Here is a 22295-nt window from a genome sequence, read left to right on the forward strand (position 1 = left end):
TCATATTCATTTGCCCGATATGCCGTTACGCTGCCCATATGGACGACCGCCAGCGCTATGACCGCGCCACAGCGGTCCTCGAGCCGCCGTTCGCGATCCTCGATCTGGCGGCCATGCGGGCCAACGCGGCGGATCTCGTACGGCGGGCGGCGGGCAAGCCGATCCGGGTGGCCAGCAAGTCGGTCCGCAGCCGCCCGGTGCTCGAACGCATCCTGGCCATGGACGGCTTCCGCGGCATCATGGCCTTCACGCTCCCCGAGGCGCTGTGGCTGGCCTCTCACGGGTTCACGGACATCCTGGTGGCCTACCCGACGGCCGACCGGCACGCGCTGGCCGAGCTGGCCGGGGACGAGAACGCGGCCAGGCACATCACCCTGGCCATCGACTCGACCGCCCACCTGGACTTCACCGAGGCGGCCGTGGCCGGGGTGAGCCCCCGGGCCGAGATCCGGACCTGCATCGACATCGACGCCGGATATATCGCCTTTGGCGGTAAATTTCGGGCCGGGGTGCTCCGCTCGCCGATCCGCGAGCCCGACGAGGCCGCCGACCTGGCCGCCGCCGTCGCCAAGCGCCCCGGGTTCCGGGTGGCCGGGCTGATGGCGTACGAGGCCCAGATCGCTGGGCTCGGCGACGATCCGCCCGCGAACGCCGCCTACACCCGCGCCGTCCGCATCATGCAGGCCCGCTCCGCCAGGGACCTCATCCTCAGGCGCGGCCGCATCGTGAACGCCGTCCGCCAGATCACCGACCTGGAGTTCGTCAACGGCGGCGGCACCGGGTCCGTCGAGCGCACCGTACGCGAGAAGGCCATCACGGAGGTGGCGGCCGGATCCGGCTTCTTCCACCCGAGGCTGTTCGACTTCTACCGCCGCTTCACCGGGCACCCGGCCGCGCTCTTCGCATTGCCGGTGGTGCGCCGCCCGAGCGTGGACACCGTGACCGTGCTCGGCGGCGGCTATCTGGCCTCGGGCACGCCGGGCCAGAGCCGCCTGCCGCAGCCGTACCTGCCGGCCGGGCTGCACTACGCCCGGGACGAGGGGGCGGGCGAGGTGCAGACCCCGCTGCTCGGCCAGGCGGCCCAGGACCTGCGGATCGGGGACCGGGTGTGGTTCAGGCACGCCAAGGCGGGCGAGATGTGCGAGCGCTTCGACGCGCTCCACCTCATCGACGGCGACACGCTGGTGGAGTCGGTGCCCACGTACCGGGGCGAGGGCCGGACCTTCCTCTGACGGCCCCCGGCGAGCCCTCTGCGGGTCAGCGGCGCCGGCGTCGGCGCCAGAGCATGACGGCCGCCCCCACGACCAGCACCGCGCCGATCCCGATCAGCACCGGCGCCAGGTCGGGCCGCTCCTCCTCCCACATCTCATCGGGATGCTCGCCGGCTTCGACCGGCCGCGACGTCACCCCCAGCGCGTCGCCCACGGACGCCACGAAGTGCGTGGCCCTGCTCTTGACGTCGGACACCGTGCGCTCGGCGACCCGCTTGGGGCTCACCCGGTCGGCTATGGCGTCGACCGTCTGCGCCAACTCCGCGCGTGTCCGCGCGATCCGCCGCTCCAACTCGTCCGGATCGGTGTCAGCCATGGCTCTCCTCCCGGCCTCATGCGTGGCCGCGCCCGCTCCGCGTGCCGTGCGAGCTCCGTCGTTCGTGGTGCTGATCAGTCTGTCAGGTCGGCGCGCCGTACGGCACGGCGGCCAGGCCGGTAGGTTGGCGGGAAGGAACTCAGGAGGGCCCATTGACCGAAACCAAGCTCGCGCCCGGCGACGCCGCGCCCGAGTTCACGCTACCCACCGCCGACGGCGAGGCCGTCTCGCTTGACGCCTACCGCGGCAAGCGGGTGATCCTCTATTTCTACCCTGCCGCGATGACGCCCGGCTGCACCAAGCAGGCCTGCGACTTCCGCGACAACCTCGGCCAGTTGACGGCCGAAGGTTTCGTCGTTCTCGGCGTGTCTAAGGACAAACCGGAAAAACTTGCCAAATTCGCCGAACGTGACGCCCTGACCTTCCCCTTGTTGTCCGACCCCGACCTGACCGTGCACCAGGCCTACGGCGCGTACGGCCCGAAGAAGCTGTACGGCAAGGAGGTCGTGGGGGTCATCCGCTCGACGTTCGTCATCGACGCGGACGGAAAGGTGGAGCAGGCGCTCTACAACGTGAAGGCCACGGGCCACGTGGCCGGGCTCAAGAAGAAGCTCGGCCTGAGCTGACCACCCCGGCGGGCCCTCCCGCAGGGCCCGCGCCCGCCTTCACATACGCTCCTCTTCCTCATTGAGAGCGCTAAACTGTGTCAGGCCCGCATTGGCGGGGGCTGCGCGGGCGTGGCGAAATGGCATACGCGGCAGGTTTAGGTCCTGTTGGTGGTGACACCGTGGGGGTTCGAGTCCCCCCGCCCGCACACCTGTGCACCGGACCGGCCATTTCCCCGAAAACGGCGGCCGATATGCGAATGATTTGCGGGCCTGGCGAAAAGAATGGCTAGCCGCTGCTGGTCGGGAACGGGACCGGCGCCGGTGGGGCGACGGACTGCGGGGCCTTCGGCACCACCCAGCCGCAGAAGACGCGGTCCTTCCCGTTCTCCTCGCAGGCGGAGCCGTCGAGGCGCTCGGGCATCTGGAAGCCCCTGGGCATCCGGTCCGGCTCCTGCCAGTACATCCCGTGCACCTCGTCCCGGTGCGCGAATCCGCTGACCACGGCCACGGCGGTGCCGCCCAGCAGGGCGCCGATCACAAGGCCGACGAGTCCGGCGCCGAGGACCTGGGCCTGCTTCTGCCGGAAGAACTCCCGGTAGGAGTCAGGACGCTGAGGCTGCGCGAGAGGCATGGTGAATCCGGGGCCCGGAGGGGCCTCGCCGTACTTCAGCCGGCTCCGCGCCCCGGACTCGTGAAGATCGTCATCAGGGGTCGGGTCGCGCGGTGCTTCCTCTTCACCGCGCGACCCGGCGTCGCGATCATGATCCGCCATCACGATCTCCCTTTACTCGCCCACTAGAGGGGCGCTCCCAGAGACAAGAATGCCCAAGTCACCGTAAGCCCGGCGTAAGACCCAGGTCTGTTCCCCGCCACGTAAGACCTGGGTCGTAGACGCACTTCCACCTACAGGCGGAACAACGGTCAGACGGCGGTACATATCGTGATGGTGTGTTCGGCAAGGTGCGGGCGTGGTCGAGACGCCACGAGAAGCTGGCGGGCGTCCTCCGGGTCGCCCCGCTCGCCACGCTGTGCGCGATCCTGGCGATCCCGTACGCGACCGGCTCCCCGACCGCGGCCGTCGGCCCGTACCTCGGCGTGGCCGGATATCTGGCCCTGTCGGCGGCGCTGCTGCTGCCGCTGCTCTGGCGCGACCGCCCGGTCGCCTCGTTCGCCGTGATCGCGCTGATCAGCTTCGGGCAGTGGCTGGCGGGCGTCAACCCGCTGCCCGCCAACCTCGCCGTGCTGGTCGCGCTCTGGGCGGTGGCCTACCGGTGCTCGTTCCGCTGGAGCCTGGCCGCGGGCCTGGTGACGGAGCTGGGGGTGTTCCTGGCCCTGGCCAGGTGGGACACGCCCACGTTGGGGATGTTCCTCAGCACCTCGATCTTCACGGTGACGGTCTGGCTGACCGGCCTGTACGCCAGCACGCGCCGGCGATACCTGGAAGGGCTCGAAGAGCGCGCGGAACGGGCGGAGCGCGAGCGCGACCAGCAGGCCAGGATGGCCGCCGCGGCCGAGCGCGCCAGGATCGCCAGGGAGCTGCACGACGTCGTGGCCCACAACGTCAGCGTGATGGTGGTGCAGGCCGACGGCGCGGGCTACGCGCTCGACAGCGATCCCGAGCAGGCCCGCGAGGCCGTCCGGGCCATCTCCAAGACCGGCCGCGCCGCGCTCGCCGAGATGCGCAGGCTGGTCGGCGTCCTGCGCGAGGGCGAGCAGGACGGCACCGACTACACCCCGCAGCCGGGGCTCGGCCAGCTGGAGGACCTGGTACGCGGCTCGGCCGTGCCCGCGCGGCTCCAGGTCGGCGGCGCGCCCGTCGAGCTGCCCGAGGGCCAGCAGCTCGCGGTCTACCGCATCGTCCAGGAGGCCCTCACGAACGCGCTCAAGCACGGCGGCCCGGGCGCCCAGGCGCTCGTGGAGATCGACTACAGCGGCCCCGAGCTCGTCGTACGCGTGACCGACGACGGCAGGGGCGCGGCGGCCCCCAGGAGCGCCGACGGTCACGGCCTGATCGGCATGCGCGAGCGGGTCGGCATGTACGGCGGCGCCGTGTCGGCGGAGCCCCTGCGTGGCGGCGGGTTCGAGGTGCTGGCCAGATTGCCCATGGTCAAGGCGGCATAGAGGAGGTGGCCGGGTGATTCGCGTGATGCTGGTCGACGATCAGGAGTTGCTGCGCGCCGGGTTCAGGATGGTGCTCGCGGCCCAGCCGGACATCGAGGTGGTGGCCGAGGCCGGCGACGGCGCCGCGGCGCTGGAGCGGCTGGAGACCACCGAGGTGGACGTCGTGCTCATGGACGTGCGCATGCCGGTCATGGACGGCGTCGAGGCCACCAGCCGCATCCAGGGCCCGAAGGTGCTGATCCTGACCACGTTCGACCTCGACGAGTACGCGTTCGCCGCGGTCAAGGCGGGCGCGGCCGGGTTCCTGCTGAAGGACGTGCCGCCGGCCGACCTGGTCGACGCGATCAAGATCGTGCACGCGGGCGACTCGGTGGTGTCGCCGAGCACGTTACGGCGGATGCTGGACAGGTTCGCCGCGCAGCTCCCGACGGACGACCCGGTGGCGACGGCCGACCTGACGCCGCGCGAGCGGGAGGTGCTGCTCATGGTGGCCCGCGGCCTGTCCAACATGGAGATCGCCGGCCGCTTGCAGGTGGCGGAGGCGACGGTGAAGACGCACCTGGGGCGGGTGCTGGCCAAGCTGGGGCTGCGGGATCGGGCCCAGGTCGTGGTGTACGCGTACGAGGCCGGGCTGATCGTGCCGTCGCATCGACCGGAAAGTCATCGGCCGAAAGTCTGACCGGTGTCATCTGTAGTCCTACACGAAGTCCATCCGCAGGTCCCACAGATCCTGAACTTTCCACTCCTAGCGTGGTTCGCGTTGAAAAACCGCGACAAGGAGTGAAAGTGACGCTCACCGATACCCGGCGCCAGGCCCCGCCCGCGGTGCTGGCCAGAGATCTGACCAAGGTGTACGGCGAAGGCGACGCCCAGGTGCACGCCCTCCGCACGGTGAACGTGTCCTTCGCCACCGGGGCCTTCACCGCGATCATGGGCCCGTCGGGCTCCGGCAAGTCCACGCTGATGCACTGCCTGGCCGGGCTCGACGCCGCCGCCTCGGGCACCGTGCACATCGGCGACGTGGAGCTGACCGGGCTGACCGACCGGCAGCTCACGCTGCTGCGCCGCGAGCGGATCGGGTTCGTCTTCCAGGCCTTCAACCTGCTGCCCACGCTCACCGCCGAGCAGAACATCCGCCTGCCGCTGGACATCGCCGCCCGCCAGGCGGACCAGCAGCTGTTCGACCGGGTGATCGAGACCGTCGGGCTGAAGGACCGGCTCGGGCACCGGCCGAGCGAGCTGTCCGGCGGCCAGCAGCAGCGCGTGGCCGTGGCCAGGGCACTGATCAGCAAGCCGCAGGTGATCTTCGCCGACGAGCCCACGGGGAACCTGGACTCCCGCAGCGGCGCCGAGGTCCTGTCCTTCCTGCGCACCTCCGTACGCGAGCTGGGCCAGACCATCGTCATGGTCACGCACGACCCGGTGGCCGCCTCGTACGCCGACCGCGTGGTGTTCCTGCGCGACGGCGAGCTGGTCACCGAGATCGGCGCGCCGACGCCGCAGTCCGTGCTGGACACGCTCGTCCAGCTGGAAAGGGCGTGACGGGGTGCTGAAGACGGCACTGGCCGGGCTGCGCGCGCACACGCTCAGGCTGCTGCTCACCTCGCTGGCGATCACGCTGGGCGTGGGGTTCATCGCGGGCACGTTCGTGCTGAACGACACCGTGCAGGCCGGGTTCGCGCAGCGCGTCACGGCCGACGCGGGCAAGGTGGACGTGGCCGTGCTGACCAAAGGCCCCGACGCGGTGCTGCCGGAGCGCGTCCTGGAACAGGTGCGCGCCCTGGACGGCGTCACCGAGGCGCAGGGCCTGATCCGCGCCGCCGCGCCCGTGCTCGGCAAGGACGGCAAGACCGTCGGGAACGCCCCCACCACGGCCCTGTCCATCGTCCAGGGGCCGCTCGACCGCACCGACATCGTCTCGGGCACCGGCCCCGGCACCGACGACCAGGCAGCCGTGCTCGACAAGAACACCGCCAAGGCCCAGGGCTTCAAGCTCGGCGACACGCTCACGGTGCTCGACGCCAAGCAGCGCAAGCACCAGTTCAGGCTGGTCGGGCTGCTCGACCCCGGTGTGGACCAGGAGCTCTCCTACACCGGCGCGGTCGGCTTCACCACCGCCACCGCGCAGCGGATGACGGGCACGGAGGGCTACCGCGAGATCGACGTGGCGGGCCGGGCCCCCGGGCTGAAGCAGGCCGTCGCGGCGGCCGTGGGCGGCGCGTACGTGGTCAAGACCGGCGGCGAACTGGCCGACGACCTGGCCAGGGCGGCCGGGGTGGAGACCCGCATGTTCACGCTGGGCCTGCTGATGTTCGGCGTCGTGGCGATGATGGTGGCCGCGCTGGTCATCTACAACACCTTCAACATCCTCGTCGCGCAGCGCACCAGGGAGATGGCGCTGCTGCGGTGCATCGGGGCCACGCGCGGGCAGGTGTTCAGCTCGATCGTGCTGGAGTCCACGGTGGTGGGGCTGATCGCCTCCGCGCTCGGCCTGGTCATCGGGTACGGCCTGGCCTCGCTCACGCTGACGGTCCTGGCCTCGTTCGACGCCCCGCTGCCCACGGACGCGGCCGTCACCCTCAGCCCCGCCACGATCGGGATCGGCCTGGCCGTCGGCCTGGCGGTCACGATGTGCGCGGCCCTGCTGCCCGCCAGGTCGGCCACCCGGGTCGCGCCGATCGCGGCGCTGCGGAGCCAGGCCGAGGAGCAGACGTTCCGCGCGAGCCTGGTACGCGTCGTCTTCGCCGCGCTCTTCCTGGTGGCGGGGCTCGGCACGACGGCCGTCGGCGTCTTCGCGCTCACGCCCGGCCAGCAGGTCTCGCTCCTCGTCGTCATGGCCGGGGGCGCGCTGACGTTCCTGGCCGTGCTGATCCTGGGCCCGGTGATGGTCAAGCCGCTGAGCACGCTGGTCGGCTGGATCCCCGGCAGGCTCTTCGGGGTGCCGGGACGGCTCGCCGTGGACAACTCGGGCCGCAACCCCAAGCGGGCCGCGACCACCACGGTCGCGCTGACCATCGGCGTGACGCTCATGACGCTGATCTCGGTGGTCACCGCGTCCACCAGGCTGACGTTGACGGCCAAGCTGGACGACCAGTTCCCGATCGACTACATGCTGGCCGGCCAGCAGCGCGAGGCGGTCATCCCCCGGTCCGTGGCCACGGAGCTGCGCGGCAGGCCGGAGCTGGCCTCCGTGGCGCAGGTGCGCGCCACCAAGGCCGAATTCTCGGACCGGCGGCTCGAGGTCGGCACGTTCAGCGGGGCGATCGACCCGTCCGTGACCGCCGGCTCCATGAAGGGCTTCGGCCCCGGGCAGGCGGCGGTGGCCGACAATGTGGCCACGGAGCGGGGTGTGCGGCTAGGCGACTCGGTCTCGCTGAAGACCAAGGAGGCCGGGGTCGTCTCGCTGAAGGTGGTGGCGCTGCTCGACGGGGCCCAGTCGACGCTGCCGTCGGTCATGGTCGCGGAGGCGGCGTTCGACACGTACTTCGGCGCTCTGCCCGACTCCCGCGTCCTGATCAACATCAAGGACGGCGTGCCGCCCGAGCGGGCCCGCAAGGTGGTGGACGCCGCCGTCGCGGCCTACCCGACCGTGCAGGTGTCCAGCTCGACGGAGGTACGCGGCCAGTTCGACGAGACGCTGGACATGCTGCTCATGATCATCACCGGGCTGCTGGGGCTGGCGATCCTGATCTCGCTCCTGGGCATCGCCAACACGCTCTCCCTGTCGGTCCACGAGCGCACCCGGGAGTCGGCGCTGCTGCGCGCCCTGGGCCTGACCCGGCCGCAGCTGCGCCGGATGCTGTCCGTCGAGGCGCTGGTGCTCGGGCTGATCGGAGCGCTGGTGGGGGTGGTGCTCGGCGGGGTCTTCGGCTGGGCCGCGATCAGGGTGATGCTGGACGGGGCCGTCCTGTCGGTGCCCACCGGGCAGATCGCGCTGTTCGTGCTGCTGTCCGGGGCGGCCGGCGTGCTGGCCGCCGTACTCCCGGCCCGCCGCGCGGCACGCGCCTCGATCGTCGGCTCACTCGCCGCCGGCTGACCCTGCGGACTCGGCCGACCCGGTCGAGCGCTTGGGCGCGGGGGCGCTGAGCCTCATGTGCGACGGCCGACTGTCGTGCGCGGAGCCCCGGCCCGCTCGTGCGCGGAGCCCCGGGCTCCCGTACGCGGAGCCCGGGCCTCTCGTGCGCGGGGTTGCGGCTTCCTCAGCGTGGTGTGCGGCCGGGCCAGAGGTCGGCGACCGACTCGGGGTCGAGGAGCGGGCGGGCCACCACCTCGCCGGTTGCACGGTCGATCACGATGCACCCGCCCCCGATCGTCTCCGGCAGCGTGGCCGGGTCGTCGGGTTCGAGCTCGCGTACCCACGCCACATATCCATCGCGGAACCCATGCACCCCCACCGGCACCGCCTCTTCGGACGCCAGCACGCCGTTGAAGTACTCTTCGGCCAGTGCCCGGGCCTGGTCGAGGTTCACCGTGGCCATCCCCGCCGGTCGAGAATCACGCAGAACACCCCGGTCACCGTCATATAGGCCGGTTCGACGGACATGTGCCCCCTCTGAGCGTCGATCCAGATCACCTCGCCGTCGTAGTTCACCGCGTTCCAGGCGTGGGAGCCCCCTCCGGGCCAGCGCACCACGATGGCGGCAGCGGCCCCGTGCCCGGCGTCGCGCAGCCGCCGCGCGATCATCGGATAGGCGTGCCGCCCCTGCCCCGCGCACTGGAAGCGCTGCCCGACCCACCGCTCGATCCTGGCCAGGCTCCCCTCCTCACCGGTCAGCAGGGGCCGGCCGATCCGGTCGTACTCCGGGAATCTGGGCGCGGCCGTGGCGGGCTCGCCGTGCCAGGTGGACAGCACGGCCAGCGCGCAGTCGGCGGCGTTGGAGGCCCGGAACGGGTCGTCGGCGGGGCCGCCGCCGTTGATCAGCCGCACCCAGGTGCCGCGCGGGTCGGGGAAGCGGTCGCCGGGCCGCAGCGCCTCGGCGAGGTCCTGCTCCACCTGCGGGTCCGGCTGAGCGAGCCCACCCGGCATCCCGTACGGCCTGGAGTCGGCGAGCCTGGACGGCCGGCGCGTCCGGTCGAACCAGTCGCCCTCCTCGACGTCGAGGAGGTCACCCGGCATATCGGATATGTCAGGACGCTCAGACCGCTGATCACCGTCGGGCCGGCGATCGTGCCCGGACCGGCGATCGCGATCCCCGGTCCGGTGGTCACGGTCGGATCGAGGGTCGCGGTCCCCCGTCCGGCGATCGTGATCGGACCAAGGGTCACGGTCCCCCACCCGGCGATCGCGGTCGGGCTGAGAGGCGCGGTCGAGCCCCTGGTCGTGCCCGGACCTGCGACCACGGTCGGACCGAGGATCGCGCCCCCCGGTCCGGTGGTCGCGGTCGGACTGAGGATCGCGGTCGGATCGGGGATCGGGACCGGTCCGGGGGTCGGCGGGTGCTCCGGGCTCTAAGGTGGCCGGGCCTCCCGGAGAGCGCGCGGGAGCGGTGCCGGTCTCGGCGGCGCGCTCGTAGTCGAGCCACCGCACCCCCTCCGCCACCACAGGGTTGTACTGTCCGTCTGGAAGGACCCACCGGACGCCCGGCTTGCGCTCGCGGAACACGTCCTACCCCCTGTCCTGCTCGACGACCGATCGTAGAGGGGTCGCCGTGGCAGGGAGGGGAAGTCGGCAAGATTCTCCGCCAGAACCATGGGCTGTACCTGCGGAAACAGGGACAAGCAGGACTCAGGTCACCTTCACCGTGATGGTGTGCCAGCCCGTGGCGCCGTCGGGCGGGGGCGGGGCCTCCTGATCGGTCTGGGTACGCCCGGCGGCGTCGGTCGCCCGCACCTGGATCGTGTGCTCCCCCGCCGTGGCGTCCCAGTCGATCGACCACTGCCGCCAGGTGTCGGGCCCCGGCACCTCGGCCAGCCTCGCCTGCCGCCACTGTCCCCGATCGACCCTGACCTCCACGGCGTCCACCCCGGTGTGCTGGGCCCAGGCCACACCGGCGATCGTGGCTCGCCCGGCCTTCAGGGAATCGCCCGACTTGGGCACGTCGATCCGCGACTGCGTCTTGATGGGGCCCTTGGCCGCCCAGCCGCGCGGCGTCCAGTACGCCTCGTCCTGGTCGAACCTGGTCACCTTGATGTCCACGACCCACTTGGTGGCCGACACGTACCCGTACAGACCGGGCACCACCTGGCGCACGGGGAAGCCGTGCGCCACGGGGAGGGCCTCGCCGTTCATCGCGATCGCGAACAGCGCGTCGCGGCCGTCCATGACGACATCGACCGGGGTGCCGCAGGTGAAGCCGTCGGCCGAGGTGGACAGGAGCATGTCGGCGCCGGACCGGAGCCCGGCCCGGCGCAGCACCTCGGCCATGCGGACGCCGAGCCAGCGGGCGTTGCCGACGTACTCGCCGCCGACCTCGTTGGAGACGCAGGTGAGCGTGACGTCGGCCTCGGTGAGCGGCATGCCGAGAAGCTCCTGGTACGTGAGCTCGACCGGCCGGTCGACCATGCCGTGGATGCGCAGCGTCCAGGAGTTGGGGTCCACCTGGGGGACGACCAGCGCCGTGTCGACCCTATAGAAGTCGCGGTTATTCGTAATAAATGGAGACAAGCCCCTGATGTGGAGGTCCGCGCCTGCCGGGATGGGTTTGGCGGGGGTCGCGGGCCTGGGCAGCGCCACCCTCACCCGCGCGGCGTCCACGGCCCGCCGTCCGCCGAGCGCCTGCCCGAGCATGGCGCCGCCGATCGCGACCACCGCCCCACCGGCGGCTCCGGTCAGCAGCCGCCGCCGGTCGAACGTCCACAGGTCCGCCCCGGCCAGCATGACCGCAGGCCGCTCCACGTCGTCACGCGCCTCACCGCTGCCGTCCCCCCGGGCACCGGCGGGCTCGGTGGCGCCGGTGGGTTGGGCGGCACCGGTGGACTCGGTGGCGCCGGTGGGCTGGGGGCCATCAGTGGGCTCGGTGGGCTCGGTGGGCTCGGTGGGCTCGGTGGGCTCGGTCGCATTGGCGGACTCGGCGACACCGGCGTTTTCGGCGACACCGGCGGACCCGATCGCAGCGGTGCCGGGGGGCTGCGTGGCATTGGCGGGTGGGGACGCCGGAAGGGTGAGGGGCTCGCCTGTTGACCGCCGTACCAGCCATCCCAGCGTCCAGGCGCCGGCCGCCACCCCCACCAGGGTCGGCAGCACGTCCAGGATCCCGGCCTCCGGCCGGGTCAGCACCGCCGTCAGGCCGATCGCCGCGAAGACGGCCAGCCCGGCGTAGCCGTAGGCGAGCCTGCGGACGGCCAGCGTCCCGATGAGAGGCGCGATCACGCCGAGCACCACGATCAGCACGCCCGCGATGAGGACCGTCTTGTCGTTCTCGCCGAACGTCCTGATCGCGAAGTCCTTGACCGGAGCGGGAGTCAGGTCGATCGTCGCGTCGCCCACCGCCACCACGGGCGACGACTTGGCCCCGGCGAACGCGGCCACGAGCTGCGCGATCCCGAGGGCCACGCCCCCGGCCACCAGCCCCATCAGGGCCCGCGCCCAGGCGGGCACCATCGAATTACTCTGCACAGTCCGACGTTACGCCGCCCGGCCCCGAGCGGTTCTTACACGGTGGTTACGAGCTGAGCAGATCGCGCACGACGGGTGCCAGCGCGCGGAAGGCCCGGCCCCGGTGGCTGATCGCGTCCTTCTCCTCCGGCGACAGCTCGGCCGTCGTGCGCTCCTCGCCGTCGGGCACGAAGATCGGGTCGTACCCGAACCCGTTGGACCCCCGGCGGGCGGAGATCAGATGGCCCTGGAGCGCGCCCTCCACCACCCGGGACTCCCCCGAGGGCAGCGCCAGCGCGGCCGCGCAGGCGAAGTGCGCGGTCAGCTTGTCGGCGGGCACGTCGGAGACCTGCGCGAGCAGCAGGTCCAGGTTGGCCTGGTCGTCGCCGTGCCGCCCCGACCAGCGGGCGGAGAAGACGCCCGGCATGCCGCCCAGCACGTCGACGCAGAGCCCCGAGTCGTCGGCCACCGCGGGCAGCCCCGACCCCTGAGCCACGGCGTGCGCCTTGAGCAGCGCGTTTTCCTCGAACGTGACGCCGGTCTCGGCGACGTCGCCGATCGAGGGGAACTCCTCGAGCCCGACGATGTCGAACCCGGACAGGATCCGGCGCAGCTCCGCGATCTTGCCCGCGTTGCGGGTGGCCAGCACGATCCTCACGAGCCCAGGGCTTCCTGCTGGATCAGCGTGAGCTCCTCGCAGCCGGCCGCCGCCAGGTCGAGGAGCTGGTTGAGCGCCGCGCGGTCGAAGGGGGCGCCCTCGGCGGTGCCCTGCACCTCGACGAAGCTGCCCTCGCCGGTCATCACGACGTTCATGTCGGTCTCGGCGGCCACGTCCTCGGTGTAGCAGAGGTCGAGCAGCGGCACCGAGCCGACCACCCCGACGGACACGGCCGCGACCGAGCCGATCAGCGGCTCGCCCGGGCACATCCGGCGCTCGCGCATCCAGGCGATCGCGTCGGCGAGCGCGACATAGGCACCGGTGATCGCGGCGGTCCTGGTGCCGCCGTCGGCGTCCAGCACGTCACAGTCGAGCAGAATGGAGTTTTCCCCCAACGCCTTGTAATCGACGCAAGCGCGGAGAGAACGCCCGATCAGCCGGGAAATCTCGTGGGTCCGGCCGCCGATTTTGCCGCGGACCGATTCGCGATCGTTACGAGTATTGGTCGCCCGGGGCAGCATGGCATATTCGGCCGTAACCCACCCCTGGCCGCTGCCCCTCCGCCACCGGGGCACGCTGTCCTGGACCGAGGCCGCGCACAGCACCCGCGTGTTGCCGAATTCGACCAGCACCGATCCCTCGGCGTGAGCGAGCCACTGCCTGGTGATGGCTATGGGACGAAGCTGGTCAGGGTTGCGGCCATCCTGTCGGGACATGCAGATCACCCTATCTCCGCGCCACGACACTCTTGACCAAATGTGTCCGCCACATGGATCCTTACGCAATGACAACGGGGGTGTTGCGTAACCCTGACTTCCTGCGGTTCCTCAGTTCGCACGTTGCCAGTGAACTAGGCGCGAATATCTCCCGTGTTGCGCTTCCGCTGGCGGCCGTGCTCGCGCTGAACGCCGGTCCGGTGGAGATCGGGGTCCTGTCAGCGCTGCAGACGACGGCCTTCCTGCTGATCGGCCTGCCCGCGGGGGTGTGGGTCGACCGGATGCGCCGGCGGCGCGTGATGCTGGCCTCCGACCTGGCCAGGTTCCTGCTGCTGGCCAGCATCCCGCTGGCCGCGGAGCTGGGGCTGCTGACGATCGGCCTGATGTTCGCCATCGCGCTGCTGGCCGGCGTGGCCCAGGTCTTCAACGACGTGGCGGACCAGACGTACCTGCCGGAGCTGGTCGGCACCGGGCAGCTCACCGACGGCAACTCCAAGCTGGAGATCGTGCGGTCGGGCTCGTTCCTGTCCGGGCCGGCCGTGGGGGGCGCGCTGGTGCAGTTGCTGGGGGCGCCGCGCACGCTGTTCGCCACCGCGCTCGGCGCGCTCGCCTCGGTGGTCTTCCTGGGCACGATCAAGGCCCCCGACAAGCCGCCCGCCGTCACCGAGCGCACCCCGCTGCTGCGCGGCATCCGCGAGGGCCTGTCGTTCCTGTGGCGCGACCGGCTGCTGCGCATGTTAGCCACCTCGACGGTGGCCGGAAACCTGTGCACCAGCGCCGTGCTCGGCCTGTCGGTGCTGTTCCTGGCCCAGGTGGTCAAGCTGCCCCCCAGCACCATCGGCCTGCTGCTCATGTCGGGCGGCATCGGCGGCCTGATCGGCGGCTTCACCGGCTCCTGGCTGTCCAGGCGGTACGGCACCGCCAGGATGACCTGGCTGGCGGTCATCCTGGGCTCGCCCTTCGGCCTGCTGCTGCCGATGACGCAGGCCGACTGGCGGGTGGTGTGCTTCGCGATCACTTCGATCGCGCTCACTTGGAGCGCGACATTGTTGAACGTGGGCCAGGTCACCTACCGGCAGACCGTGACCCCCGAGCATCTGCTCGGCCGGGTCAACGCGTCGGTGAGGTTCATGACCTGGGGCATCATGCCGCTGGGCGCGCTGTTCGGCGGGCTCTTGGCCCAGCAGATCGGGGTGCGCGAGGCCCTGTGGGTGATCATGGGGGCCCGGCTGCTGACCTTCGTGCCGCTGCTGTTCTCCCCGTTGCCCCGCATGCGCGATTTCACCCAGGCTCAGGCCAGGTCGTAGACCGCGCCGCTGCGGGCCAGCTCGATCGGGCCGGCGAAACCGCCTCCCATCGCCTCCTCGAGCACGGTGGCCTGGTCGTTCCACGGGACGAGGTGGGTGAGCACGAGCCGTCCGACGCCGGCCTCGGCCGCGTGCCGGGCGGCCTGGCGGCCGGTCAGGTGCAGGTCGGCGGGCAGGTCCGGGCCCTCCACGAACGACGCCTCGCACAGCAGCAGGTCGGCGCCCGTGGCCAGCTTCACCAGCTCGCTCGACTCGCCGGTGTCGCCGGAGTAGGCCACGCACCGGCCGCCGCCGGTCACGCGGAAGCCGTACGCTTCGACCGGGTGGTTGACCAGCCCGGCGGTCAGCGTGAACGGCCCGATCTCGAACGAGCCCGGCGCCAGCGGCACGAAGTCGAACGCGGTCTCCAGGCCCGGCTCGTCCGGCATCCCGTACGCGGCCGACAGCCGGGCGGGCGCGTCGGCCGGCGCGTAGACGGGCAGGGTGGGGTACGGAGCGCCGGGCCCGTACGTGCGGACCACGTGGTAGGAGCACAGGTCGAGACAGTGGTCGGCATGCAGGTGCGACAGGCAGATCGCGTCCACGTCGTACACGCTGATGTGGCGCTGGAGCGCGCCGAGCGACCCGTTGCCGAGGTCGAGCAGCAGCTTGAACCCGTCCGCCTCGATGAGGTAGCAGGACGCGGGGCTGTCGGGCCCGGGGAAGCTGCCCGAACACCCGACGATGGTCACCTTCATGTGGGCTCCTTCCCGATGCGACGCTCCGCGTCGCTGCTCGGCCGCCGAAAGCCGGTGTCGTCGCTCGTCGGTCCCGACACCGGCGCGGCCGAGTGGCCGTTAGAGGTAGTACCCCCCACTGGTGCGACTTCGACCACATCGATCTCCGGCCCCAGGAAACGTCGCCCGAGCCGGGCGAAGAGCAGGGAGTCGCCGGTGGCGCGGAAGCGGTGCCGGGGGGTGGCCTCGCCTCCTGCCGCCAGATCGCGGTCGTGCAGGATCCGGTAGACGTCCTTGGCCGTCTCCTCGGCGCTGGAGACCAGCGTGACACCGTCGCCGACGACATAGGAGATGGCGCCGGTGAGCAGCGGGTAGTGGGTGCAGCCGAGGATGAGGGTGTCACACCCGGCGGCCCTGATGGGCTCCAGGTACTCGCCCAGGACCTCGATGAGCTCGTCGCTCATCGTCTCGCCGCGCTCGACGTACTCCACCAGGCGTGGGGCGGCCACGCCGGTGAGCTGCACGTCGGGCGCCGCGGTGAAGGCGTCGTGGTAGGCCATGGACTCGATCGTGGCCCTGGTGGCGATCACGCCGACCCGGCCCGTGCGGGTGGCGCGCACCGCTCGCCTGGTGGCGGGCTGGATCACCTCGACGACCGGCACGTCGTAACGCTCGCGGGCGTCGCGCAGCACGGCGGCGCTGGCGCTGTTGCAGGCGATCACGAGCATCTTCACGCCGTGGTCGACGAGGTGGTCCATCACCTCCAGGGCGTAGGCGCGGACCTCGGCGATGCGTTTCGGCCCGTACGGCTGACGGGCCGTGTCGGCCACGTACGTAATGGACTCATGGGGCAACTGGTCGATGATCGCGCGCGCGACCGTCAGGCCGCCGACCCCGCTGTCGAAGATCCCAATACTCGCGTCCGGCACGCTCTAGAGGGTAGGCGACCTGCACGATCAACTCTGCGTAAGAATGCTCACAGGTACGACACGGAGACGTGCGGGGGGTGTTGTCTTGGTCACATCCGGGCCGGTCAGCCGCGTCCGACCCGGGCGAGCTGGCGCGACTGGGCCACGAGGCGGCCCGTGGAGTCGCGTACCTCGACCTCCTCGTCGAACCAGCCGTCCGAGACCAGCCGGCCGCTGCCGAGCAGTGTGAGCCAGCCGGGGGCGGGCAGCGCCCGCAGGTGCCAGGTGAGGTCCACGGTCGGCGCCCAGCCGCGCGCGCCCGCCGAGAACACCACCGGCGGCAGCGCGTCCACGGCCAGCGCCAGCACGTAGGGGTCCGGGTCCTGGGGCTCGGCCATCCTGAAGTACGCTCGCGACTCCGGCCTGCCGGAGGGCTCGCCCTTCAGCCAGCCGATCGTGGGCGGGTCGAAGAGCAGCTCCATCCGGGCGTTCAGGTTCATGCCCGACTCGGGCTTGGGGTCGGGGAGCTTGGCGCAGTCCTCGATGCCGGGCATGTCATACGCCGATTTTTCGGCATAAATCGGCTCGACCTCGTGCAACGTGGCCGTCGTGATCAGCCCCTCGATGTGCGCCACGTCGTCCTGCACGAGCGTGGCCCTGGCGAACGCGGCCGTCCTGCCCGCCTTGAGCGGCTCGATCCTGATCTGCGCGGGCCCGGCGACCGGCGCCTTCAGGAACTGCGCCGTCGTGCTCACCGGATGCTCGAACGGCGAGGCGTCCACCGCCGCGCGCAGGATCACGGCCATGAGGTAGCCGCCGTTGAGGGGGCCGCCGATGGCGTATCCGGGGTCGAGGCACACGTCGTACGTGCCCTCGTCGATCCTGATCGCCTGAGTCGCCTCGTCGAACTTGGTCATCCGCGCCCGCCTCAACTCCGGAATTATGTTCTAGCGCCCGCATAGTCTATGGCATCCCCCTATCAGCGTGCCTACCTGCGAAAACATGATTCGGTTGAGAAAGTTCGATCATGGCAAGTGTCACCGAACTCCTCGGTCAGTCCGTTTGGGACTCCGACGGGATATGGGTCGGCCACGTGGTCGACATCCGCGTGATCAAGCACAGGGGCGAGCTCCAGAAGAGCCACACCGTCTACGGGCTGATCGTCTCAAGCCGCCGCGCGCCGCTGCTGCTCGGCCTCACCCGGGAGAACCAGGGCCGCGCGTCCTGGCTCTCCCGCTCGCTGTCCCGTCTGGTCTATGTGGGCTGCACATTCGTGCCGTGGTCGTGCGTGCTCGACTATGGAAGCGGCGAGGTCCACATCAATGCGCTCAGAAAGGAACTCAGCAGGGTCTGAATCTCACTTCAGCACATTGCAAGCGCCCGTCTAGCAACATCAGCTAACTTCTCTGTGGTCAAAAGTCCACATTGTGAGTTGAGTGATGTCTGCGAATAATCCCCCCTACGGCCAAGATCCTGACCGGACCACGGCGTACAACTGGAACCAGGGGCAGCAGCCGGAGAACCCCCCGACGATGCCTCAGTCATCGGGACAGCCGTACCCGCCGCAGCAGCCCTACCAGCAGGGGGGTTACGGCCAGCAGGCGTCCTACGGACAGCAGCAGCAGCCGTACGACCCTCAGCAGGGGTACGGGCAGCAGCAGCCGACCTACGACGCCGGCTACGGCCAGCAGGGCTCGTACGGCCAGCAGCAGAACTGGCAGCAGGGCCAGCAGCAGGGCCAGCAGGCCCAGGGCGGCTGGCAACAGCAGCAGCCGCAGCAGGGTTGGCAGCAGGAGCAGCAGGGCTGGCAACAGCAGGGCCAGGGCTGGCAGCAGGAACAGCAGCAGCAAGGTTGGCAGAACGACCAGTACGCCCAGAGCGGCTGGCAGCAGCAGGGGCCCGAGGGGTTCGGCCCGGCGCAACCGGCCAAGAAGGGCCGCAAGACCTGGATCATCGCCGCGGCCGCTGCGCTCGCGGTGATCCTGCTCGGCGGCGGCACCGTATGGGCCATGGGCGCCATCGGCGGCGGCGGTACGCAGCCGAACGAGGTCCTGCCCGCCAACTCGATCGCCTACGCCCGGCTCGACCTGGACCCGGCCGCGAACCAGAAGCTGGCGCTGTTCCAGATCGCCAGGAAGTTCACGGTCACCAAGGACTCCTTCACCGGCGAGGACCCGCGCAAGGCGCTCTTCGACACGATCAACTCCGACTCCGACTCCAAGGTCGACTTCGCCAAGGACGTCGACCCCTGGCTGGGCAGCAGGGTCGGCTTCGCCGCCGTGCCGTCGGGCAAGGAGGATCCCGACTTCGCGGTGGCCGTCCAGATCAAGGACGAGGCGCAGGCCAAGGCCGGCATCGCCAAGCTGATGAAGGGCGAGAAGTACGGCCTCGCCTTCCGTGACGACTACGCGCTGCTGAGCTCGACCCAGGCGCTGGCGGACAAGTTCGCGAAGTCCGAGGGCAGCCTGGCCGACAACGCCGAGTTCAGCGACGACATGGGCGCGGTCGGCGAGCAGGGCGTGCTGTCGTTCTGGGCCGACATGGGCGGGCTCATGGAGGTGGCCAAGAAGGAGGTCCCGGCCGAGCAGGCCGCCCTGGTGGACCAGGTCAAGGACGCCAGGTTCGCCGGCGCGCTGCGCTTCGACAGCGCGTACGTCGAGCTCGCCGGCCTCGTGCGCGGCGCCAAGGGCATGACCCCCGAGGGTGACCTGCCCAAGGCCAACCTGGGCACGCTGCCCGCCACCACGGCGGGCGCCGTGTCGATCTCCGGCCTCGACCAGATGGTCACCAAGCAGTGGGACCAGATCCAGAAGCAGGCCGCGGCGAGCGGCGGCGCCGAGGTCAAGCAGATGCTGGAGTCGGCGCAGAGCCAGCTCGGGATCCAGCTGCCCGGCGACCTGGCCACGATCTTCGGCAAGAACTTCACGCTCGCCGTGGACAGCCAGGGCCTGGGCGGCGACCAGATCAAGGGCGGCGTGCGCATCGTCACCGACCCGGCCAAGGCGCAGGCCATCGTCGACAAGGTCCAGCAGGCGCTGACCTCCCAGGGTCAGGGCGCGCCGCAGATCGCCAAGGTCGCCGGCGACGGCGTCTTCACCGTGGCGACGTCGGACGAGTACGCCAAGCAGCTGGCCGGTGAGGGCACGCTGGGCGACTCGGAGACGTTCCAGACGGCGATCCCCAACGCGGGCGACGCCAACTACGCGGTCTTCGTGGACCTGGACAAGGTGGAGAACCTCTACCTCAAGTCCATGCAGGGCGACGACAAGGCCAACCTCCAGGTGCTGCGGGCCGTCGGGATGAGCGGCACGCAGACCGACACCGAGGCGACGTTCTCGCTGCGGGTCCTGTTCAACTGAGCGACGAACGGAACAGGCGGCCGGCCCCTTGTGGACCGGCCGCCTGTTTCATGCTGTTTCAGGCCCAGAGCTGGCCTTCGAGGCGCTCTTCCGCCTCCTCCAGGGTGCCCTCGTAGGCGCCCGTGGACAGGTATTTCCAGCCGCCGTCGGCCACCACGAACGCGACGTCGGCGCGCTCGCCCGCCTTGACCGCCTTCCTGGCCACGCCCAGCGCCGCGTGCAGCGCCGCGCCGGTCGAGACGCCGGCGAAGATGCCCTCGGAGGCCAGCAGCTCGCGCGTGCGCCGCAGCGCGTCGGCCGAGCCCACGGAGAAGCGGGTGGTCAGCACGGACTCGTCGTAGAGCTCGGGGATGAAGCCCTCGTCCACGTTGCGCAGTCCGTAGACCAGCTCGCCGTAACGCGGCTCGGCGGCGACGATCTGCACGCCGGGCACCCGCTCGCGCAGGAACCGCCCGACGCCCATCAGCGTGCCCGTCGTGCCGAGCCCGGCCACGAAGTGGGTGATGGTGGGCAGGTCCTCGAGGATCTCCGGGCCGGTGGTCTCGTAGTGCGAGCGCCAGTTGGCCGGGTTTCCGTACTGGTAGAGCATCACCCAGGAGGGATTCTGGGCCGCCAGCTCCTTGGCCACGCGCACGGCCTCGTTGGAGCCGCCCGCCGCGGGCGAGGAGATGATCTCCGCGCCCCACATGCGCAGGAGCTGACGGCGCTCCTCCGAGGTGTTCTCGGGCATCACGCAGATCAGCTTGTAGCCCTTGAGCTTGGCCGACATGGCGAGCGAGATGCCCGTGTTACCGCTGGTGGGCTCGAGGATCGTGCAGCCGGGCGTGAGCCGGCCGTCCTTCTCGGCCTCCTGGATCATCCACAGGGCGGGCCTGTCCTTGATCGACCCGGTCGGGTTGCGGTCTTCGAGCTTGGCCCAGATCCGCACGTCGGCGGAGGGCGACAACCTCGGCAGCCCCACGAGGGGCGTGCGGCCGACCGAGTCGATCAGCGAGTCGAACCGCATGTCACCCGCCGGCGACGGCAGGCAGCACGGTCACCGTGTCGCCGTCGGACAGCGGCGTGCCCAGGCCGCCCAGGAAGCGCACGTCCTCGTCGTTCAGGTAGACGTTGACGAAGCGGCGCAGGCTGCCCGCGTCGACCAGGCGCTCCTTGATGCCGGGGTGGCGCGACTCCAGATTGCTGATCAGCTCTTCGAGGGTGGCGCCCTCGGCGTCGACGGCCTTGGCGCCGCCGGTGTAATTACGCAGGATGGTCGGAATGCGAACCTCGATGGCCATCGCGCTCAGTCTCCTCAGATCAGGTCGTCGTCCCATCGGCAGCAACGCCGATGGCTACATGCGGATTCCGCGGGATCTTCCGGTAAGAAACCTGCTCGTCAGGGCTGCCGCCTTAGCGGCAGTGGAGCTGCAGGTTTCTCATCCGACAGTCGTAGACGACGACGGCAGGAGTATGCGCGAAGAGGAAACTCTGCACCGGCCTGACCATCATGGGAGAAACCTTACCTCTTCCTCGGTAATCACTCCGTCGAGGATCCGGTACGAGCGGAACTCCACCTTGTCCTCGTCCCGCGTGGAGACCAGGACGTAGTGGGCGTCCGGCTCGGAGGCATAGGAGACGTCGGTGCGCGACGGGTACGCCTCGGTGGCCGTGTGGGAGTGGTAGATCACGACGGGCTCCTCGTCGCGGTCGTCCATCTCACGCCAGACGCGCAGCTGCTCCATGGAGTCGAAGCGGTAGAAGGTGGGCGAGCGTTCGGCGTTCTCCATCGGGACGAACCGCTCGGGGACACCGTTCCTGCCCGCGATCACCCCGCACGCCTCGTCGGGGTGGTCGGCACGGGCATGGGCGACGATCTTGTCCACCAGTTCCTGCGAGATCGACAGCATGCCCGGAAGTTACCAGAGCGCCCGGACCAGGCTGTCCTGCAGGTAGGTCAGCCAGTCGTAGGTGAGGTAGGCCGGGTAGCGGGGGTCGTCCTCGGACATCACGGCGATCTCGTCGTGGACCTCCTCGGTCACGTCGAGCTTGGTGCCGAGCGTCAGGCGCACGTCGTTGAGCGAGCGCAGCCACGCCTGGGCCTGCTCGGGCGAGAGCTCCGCGCGGCCCGACCTGGCGGTGTCGAAGACGGTCTGCGCGTCGGCCCGCTTGCCGTCGCGCAGGGTGGCCTCGGTGTAGCGGCGGAACTCCGCCGAATCCTTCTCGTCCTCGTACGCCGACGGGAACAGCCTGGCCAGCACCGGGTCGGTCGGCGCCTCTCCCCCGCCGATGCCCAGCGCCCGCTCCAGCGGGTCGTCGCTGGTCCGCCCCGGCTCCACGATGCCCAGCATCATCGACACGAGCGAGCGCAGGAGCGAGACCTCCGCGGCCTCGAACTCCGCGACGACGACGCCGCCCTTGCCCGACGAAAACCCCGATGTCACGCGTGCCGCCTCACTGACCTCATGTGCCTCACTTGACCGAGTCCGGCTGGACCGTCGCCCACAGGCCGTAGGAGTGGAGAATCTGCACATCGCGTTCCATCTCTTCCCGCGTGCCACTGGACACGACGGCCTTGCCCTTGTGGTGTACGTCCAGCATGAGTTTTTCGGCCTTCTCTCTCGTGTAGCCGAAGACCGATTGGAAGACATAGGTCACGTAGGACATGAGGTTGACCGGGTCGTTCCAGACGATGGTCACCCATGGCAGATCGGGCCGGACGTCCGATGACGGACGCTCAACGGCGATTGGAGCGGTGCTACCCACATCCCCGAGTCTGCCCTATCTGGGCCGTAGTCTTCG

At 70.5% G+C, this 22295-nt stretch carries 24 protein-coding genes and 1 tRNA gene; 10 read left to right on the forward strand and 15 right to left on the reverse strand.

The window, feature by feature from the left end; translation table 11 throughout:
* Window positions 1-38 precede the first annotated feature (38 nt).
* Entirely contained in the window at window positions 39-1232 is a 1194-nt protein-coding gene (locus AB0L65_RS28410; RefSeq protein WP_364250987.1) for an amino acid deaminase/aldolase, read from the forward strand.
* A gap of 25 nt (window positions 1233-1257) precedes the next feature.
* Here AB0L65_RS28410 and AB0L65_RS28415 read toward each other — a convergent pair whose 3' ends face one another.
* Complete coding sequence (locus AB0L65_RS28415) at window positions 1258-1587, reverse strand: DUF3618 domain-containing protein (RefSeq protein WP_364250990.1); 330 nt, start codon at window positions 1585-1587, stop codon at window positions 1258-1260.
* A 152-nt stretch (window positions 1588-1739) separates the two neighbouring features.
* Between AB0L65_RS28415 and bcp the strand changes: the two genes are divergently transcribed.
* Entirely contained in the window at window positions 1740-2213 is a 474-nt protein-coding gene (gene bcp / locus AB0L65_RS28420) for a thioredoxin-dependent thiol peroxidase (RefSeq protein WP_355207238.1), read from the forward strand.
* Window positions 2214-2318: 105 nt separating this feature from the next.
* Window positions 2319-2401, forward strand: a tRNA-Leu gene (locus AB0L65_RS28425).
* Window positions 2402-2481: 80 nt separating this feature from the next.
* Here the strand turns inward: AB0L65_RS28425 and AB0L65_RS28430 are convergent.
* Window positions 2482-2967 (reverse strand): hypothetical protein, encoded by a 486-nt coding sequence (locus AB0L65_RS28430; RefSeq protein ID WP_364250993.1) that lies wholly within the window; start codon window positions 2965-2967, stop codon window positions 2482-2484.
* Window positions 2968-3143: 176 nt separating this feature from the next.
* Here AB0L65_RS28430 and AB0L65_RS28435 point away from each other — a divergent pair, with 176 nt between their 5' ends.
* From AB0L65_RS28435 to AB0L65_RS28450, 4 genes are all read left to right on the forward strand, one after another.
* Entirely contained in the window at window positions 3144-4316 is a 1173-nt protein-coding gene (locus tag AB0L65_RS28435) for a histidine kinase (protein WP_364250996.1), read from the forward strand.
* A 13-nt stretch (window positions 4317-4329) separates the two neighbouring features.
* Window positions 4330-4995 (forward strand): response regulator transcription factor, encoded by a 666-nt coding sequence (locus AB0L65_RS28440; protein ID WP_364250999.1) that lies wholly within the window; start codon window positions 4330-4332, stop codon window positions 4993-4995.
* A gap of 107 nt (window positions 4996-5102) precedes the next feature.
* Complete coding sequence (locus tag AB0L65_RS28445; RefSeq protein ID WP_364251002.1) at window positions 5103-5858, forward strand: ABC transporter ATP-binding protein; 756 nt, start codon at window positions 5103-5105, stop codon at window positions 5856-5858.
* A gap of 4 nt (window positions 5859-5862) precedes the next feature.
* Window positions 5863-8352, forward strand: a complete 2490-nt coding sequence (locus tag AB0L65_RS28450) for an FtsX-like permease family protein (RefSeq protein WP_364251005.1) — start codon at window positions 5863-5865, stop codon at window positions 8350-8352.
* 163 nt (window positions 8353-8515) lie between these two features.
* On the opposite strand, the gene AB0L65_RS28455 is transcribed toward AB0L65_RS28450, so the two are convergent.
* From AB0L65_RS28455 to rph, 5 genes are all read right to left on the reverse strand, one after another.
* Window positions 8516-8785: a hypothetical protein gene (locus tag AB0L65_RS28455; protein WP_364251008.1), complete on the reverse strand. Its 270-nt coding sequence runs from the start codon at window positions 8783-8785 to the stop codon at window positions 8516-8518.
* Complete coding sequence (locus AB0L65_RS28460) at window positions 8782-9432, reverse strand: toxin glutamine deamidase domain-containing protein (protein ID WP_364251011.1); 651 nt, start codon at window positions 9430-9432, stop codon at window positions 8782-8784. The genes AB0L65_RS28455 and AB0L65_RS28460 overlap by 4 nt, the downstream gene beginning before the upstream one ends.
* Before the next feature lie 609 nt (window positions 9433-10041).
* Window positions 10042-11856, reverse strand: a complete 1815-nt coding sequence (locus AB0L65_RS28465) for a molybdopterin-dependent oxidoreductase (protein ID WP_364251069.1) — start codon at window positions 11854-11856, stop codon at window positions 10042-10044.
* Between the two features lie 61 nt (window positions 11857-11917).
* Entirely contained in the window at window positions 11918-12508 is a 591-nt protein-coding gene (gene rdgB, locus AB0L65_RS28470; protein WP_350730123.1) for an RdgB/HAM1 family non-canonical purine NTP pyrophosphatase, read from the reverse strand.
* Window positions 12505-13224 carry a ribonuclease PH gene (rph, locus tag AB0L65_RS28475; protein ID WP_364251072.1) on the reverse strand — a complete coding sequence of 240 codons (720 nt, stop codon included), beginning with the start codon at window positions 13222-13224 and terminating at the stop codon, window positions 12505-12507. The genes rdgB and rph overlap by 4 nt, the downstream gene beginning before the upstream one ends.
* Before the next feature lie 68 nt (window positions 13225-13292).
* On the opposite strand from rph, the gene AB0L65_RS28480 reads away from it, so the two are divergent.
* Window positions 13293-14531: an MFS transporter gene (locus AB0L65_RS28480; RefSeq protein WP_364251015.1), complete on the forward strand. Its 1239-nt coding sequence runs from the start codon at window positions 13293-13295 to the stop codon at window positions 14529-14531.
* On the opposite strand, the gene AB0L65_RS28485 is transcribed toward AB0L65_RS28480, so the two are convergent.
* The 3 genes from AB0L65_RS28485 to AB0L65_RS28495 all read right to left on the reverse strand — a co-directional run bounded on the left by AB0L65_RS28485 (window position 14516) and on the right by AB0L65_RS28495 (window position 17072).
* Complete coding sequence (locus AB0L65_RS28485) at window positions 14516-15268, reverse strand: MBL fold metallo-hydrolase (RefSeq protein WP_364251018.1); 753 nt, start codon at window positions 15266-15268, stop codon at window positions 14516-14518. The genes AB0L65_RS28480 and AB0L65_RS28485 overlap by 16 nt on opposite strands.
* Window positions 15265-16176, reverse strand: a complete 912-nt coding sequence (murI, locus tag AB0L65_RS28490; RefSeq protein ID WP_364251021.1) for a glutamate racemase — start codon at window positions 16174-16176, stop codon at window positions 15265-15267. The genes AB0L65_RS28485 and murI overlap by 4 nt, the downstream gene beginning before the upstream one ends.
* A gap of 104 nt (window positions 16177-16280) precedes the next feature.
* Window positions 16281-17072 carry a thioesterase family protein gene (locus tag AB0L65_RS28495; protein ID WP_364251024.1) on the reverse strand — a complete coding sequence of 264 codons (792 nt, stop codon included), beginning with the start codon at window positions 17070-17072 and terminating at the stop codon, window positions 16281-16283.
* 110 nt (window positions 17073-17182) lie between these two features.
* On the opposite strand from AB0L65_RS28495, the gene AB0L65_RS28500 reads away from it, so the two are divergent.
* Both AB0L65_RS28500 and AB0L65_RS28505 read left to right on the forward strand, forming a co-directional pair.
* Complete coding sequence (locus AB0L65_RS28500) at window positions 17183-17509, forward strand: hypothetical protein (RefSeq protein WP_364251027.1); 327 nt, start codon at window positions 17183-17185, stop codon at window positions 17507-17509.
* A 178-nt stretch (window positions 17510-17687) separates the two neighbouring features.
* Window positions 17688-19514, forward strand: a complete 1827-nt coding sequence (locus AB0L65_RS28505; protein ID WP_364251030.1) for a hypothetical protein — start codon at window positions 17688-17690, stop codon at window positions 19512-19514.
* A gap of 58 nt (window positions 19515-19572) precedes the next feature.
* On the opposite strand, the gene AB0L65_RS28510 is transcribed toward AB0L65_RS28505, so the two are convergent.
* From AB0L65_RS28510 to clpS, 5 genes are all read right to left on the reverse strand, one after another.
* Window positions 19573-20520: a cysteine synthase gene (locus AB0L65_RS28510; protein ID WP_364251033.1), complete on the reverse strand. Its 948-nt coding sequence runs from the start codon at window positions 20518-20520 to the stop codon at window positions 19573-19575.
* A gap of 1 nt (window position 20521) precedes the next feature.
* Complete coding sequence (locus AB0L65_RS28515) at window positions 20522-20794, reverse strand: MoaD/ThiS family protein (protein WP_185071430.1); 273 nt, start codon at window positions 20792-20794, stop codon at window positions 20522-20524.
* 207 nt (window positions 20795-21001) lie between these two features.
* Window positions 21002-21403 carry a M67 family metallopeptidase gene (locus AB0L65_RS28520; RefSeq protein ID WP_350730109.1) on the reverse strand — a complete coding sequence of 134 codons (402 nt, stop codon included), beginning with the start codon at window positions 21401-21403 and terminating at the stop codon, window positions 21002-21004.
* Between the two features lie 9 nt (window positions 21404-21412).
* Complete coding sequence (locus AB0L65_RS28525; RefSeq protein ID WP_350730108.1) at window positions 21413-21937, reverse strand: DUF2017 domain-containing protein; 525 nt, start codon at window positions 21935-21937, stop codon at window positions 21413-21415.
* 28 nt (window positions 21938-21965) lie between these two features.
* Window positions 21966-22259, reverse strand: coding sequence for an ATP-dependent Clp protease adapter ClpS (gene clpS, locus AB0L65_RS28530; RefSeq protein WP_185071427.1), 294 nt, complete (start codon window positions 22257-22259; stop codon window positions 21966-21968).
* Window positions 22260-22295: the final 36 nt, after the last annotated feature.

It is taken from the genome of Nonomuraea sp. NPDC052116 (assembly GCF_040680035.1).
Classification (GTDB): Bacteria; Actinomycetota; Actinomycetes; order Streptosporangiales; family Streptosporangiaceae; genus Nonomuraea; species Nonomuraea angiospora_A.

What these genes read in the sequence shown, in the direction of transcription:
- AB0L65_RS28410 (WP_364250987.1), top strand. Translation starts at nt 39, where the DNA reads ATGGACGACCGCCAGCGCTATGACCGCGCCACAGCGGTCCTCGAGCCG.
- AB0L65_RS28415 (WP_364250990.1), bottom strand. Translation starts at nt 1,587, where the DNA reads ATGGCTGACACCGATCCGGACGAGTTGGAGCGGCGGATCGCGCGGACA.
- AB0L65_RS28430 (WP_364250993.1), bottom strand. Translation starts at nt 2,967, where the DNA reads ATGGCGGATCATGATCGCGACGCCGGGTCGCGCGGTGAAGAGGAAGCA.
- AB0L65_RS28460 (WP_364251011.1), bottom strand. Translation starts at nt 9,432, where the DNA reads ATGCCGGGTGACCTCCTCGACGTCGAGGAGGGCGACTGGTTCGACCGG.
- AB0L65_RS28465 (WP_364251069.1), bottom strand. Translation starts at nt 11,856, where the DNA reads ATGGTGCCCGCCTGGGCGCGGGCCCTGATGGGGCTGGTGGCCGGGGGC.
- rph (WP_364251072.1), bottom strand. Translation starts at nt 13,224, where the DNA reads ATGTCCCGACAGGATGGCCGCAACCCTGACCAGCTTCGTCCCATAGCC.
- AB0L65_RS28480 (WP_364251015.1), top strand. Translation starts at nt 13,293, where the DNA reads ATGACAACGGGGGTGTTGCGTAACCCTGACTTCCTGCGGTTCCTCAGT.
- AB0L65_RS28485 (WP_364251018.1), bottom strand. Translation starts at nt 15,268, where the DNA reads ATGAAGGTGACCATCGTCGGGTGTTCGGGCAGCTTCCCCGGGCCCGAC.
- AB0L65_RS28495 (WP_364251024.1), bottom strand. Translation starts at nt 17,072, where the DNA reads ATGACCAAGTTCGACGAGGCGACTCAGGCGATCAGGATCGACGAGGGC.
- AB0L65_RS28500 (WP_364251027.1), top strand. Translation starts at nt 17,183, where the DNA reads ATGGCAAGTGTCACCGAACTCCTCGGTCAGTCCGTTTGGGACTCCGAC.
- AB0L65_RS28505 (WP_364251030.1), top strand. Translation starts at nt 17,688, where the DNA reads ATGCCTCAGTCATCGGGACAGCCGTACCCGCCGCAGCAGCCCTACCAG.
- AB0L65_RS28510 (WP_364251033.1), bottom strand. Translation starts at nt 20,520, where the DNA reads ATGCGGTTCGACTCGCTGATCGACTCGGTCGGCCGCACGCCCCTCGTG.
- AB0L65_RS28515 (WP_185071430.1), bottom strand. Translation starts at nt 20,794, where the DNA reads ATGGCCATCGAGGTTCGCATTCCGACCATCCTGCGTAATTACACCGGC.
- AB0L65_RS28520 (WP_350730109.1), bottom strand. Translation starts at nt 21,403, where the DNA reads ATGCTGTCGATCTCGCAGGAACTGGTGGACAAGATCGTCGCCCATGCC.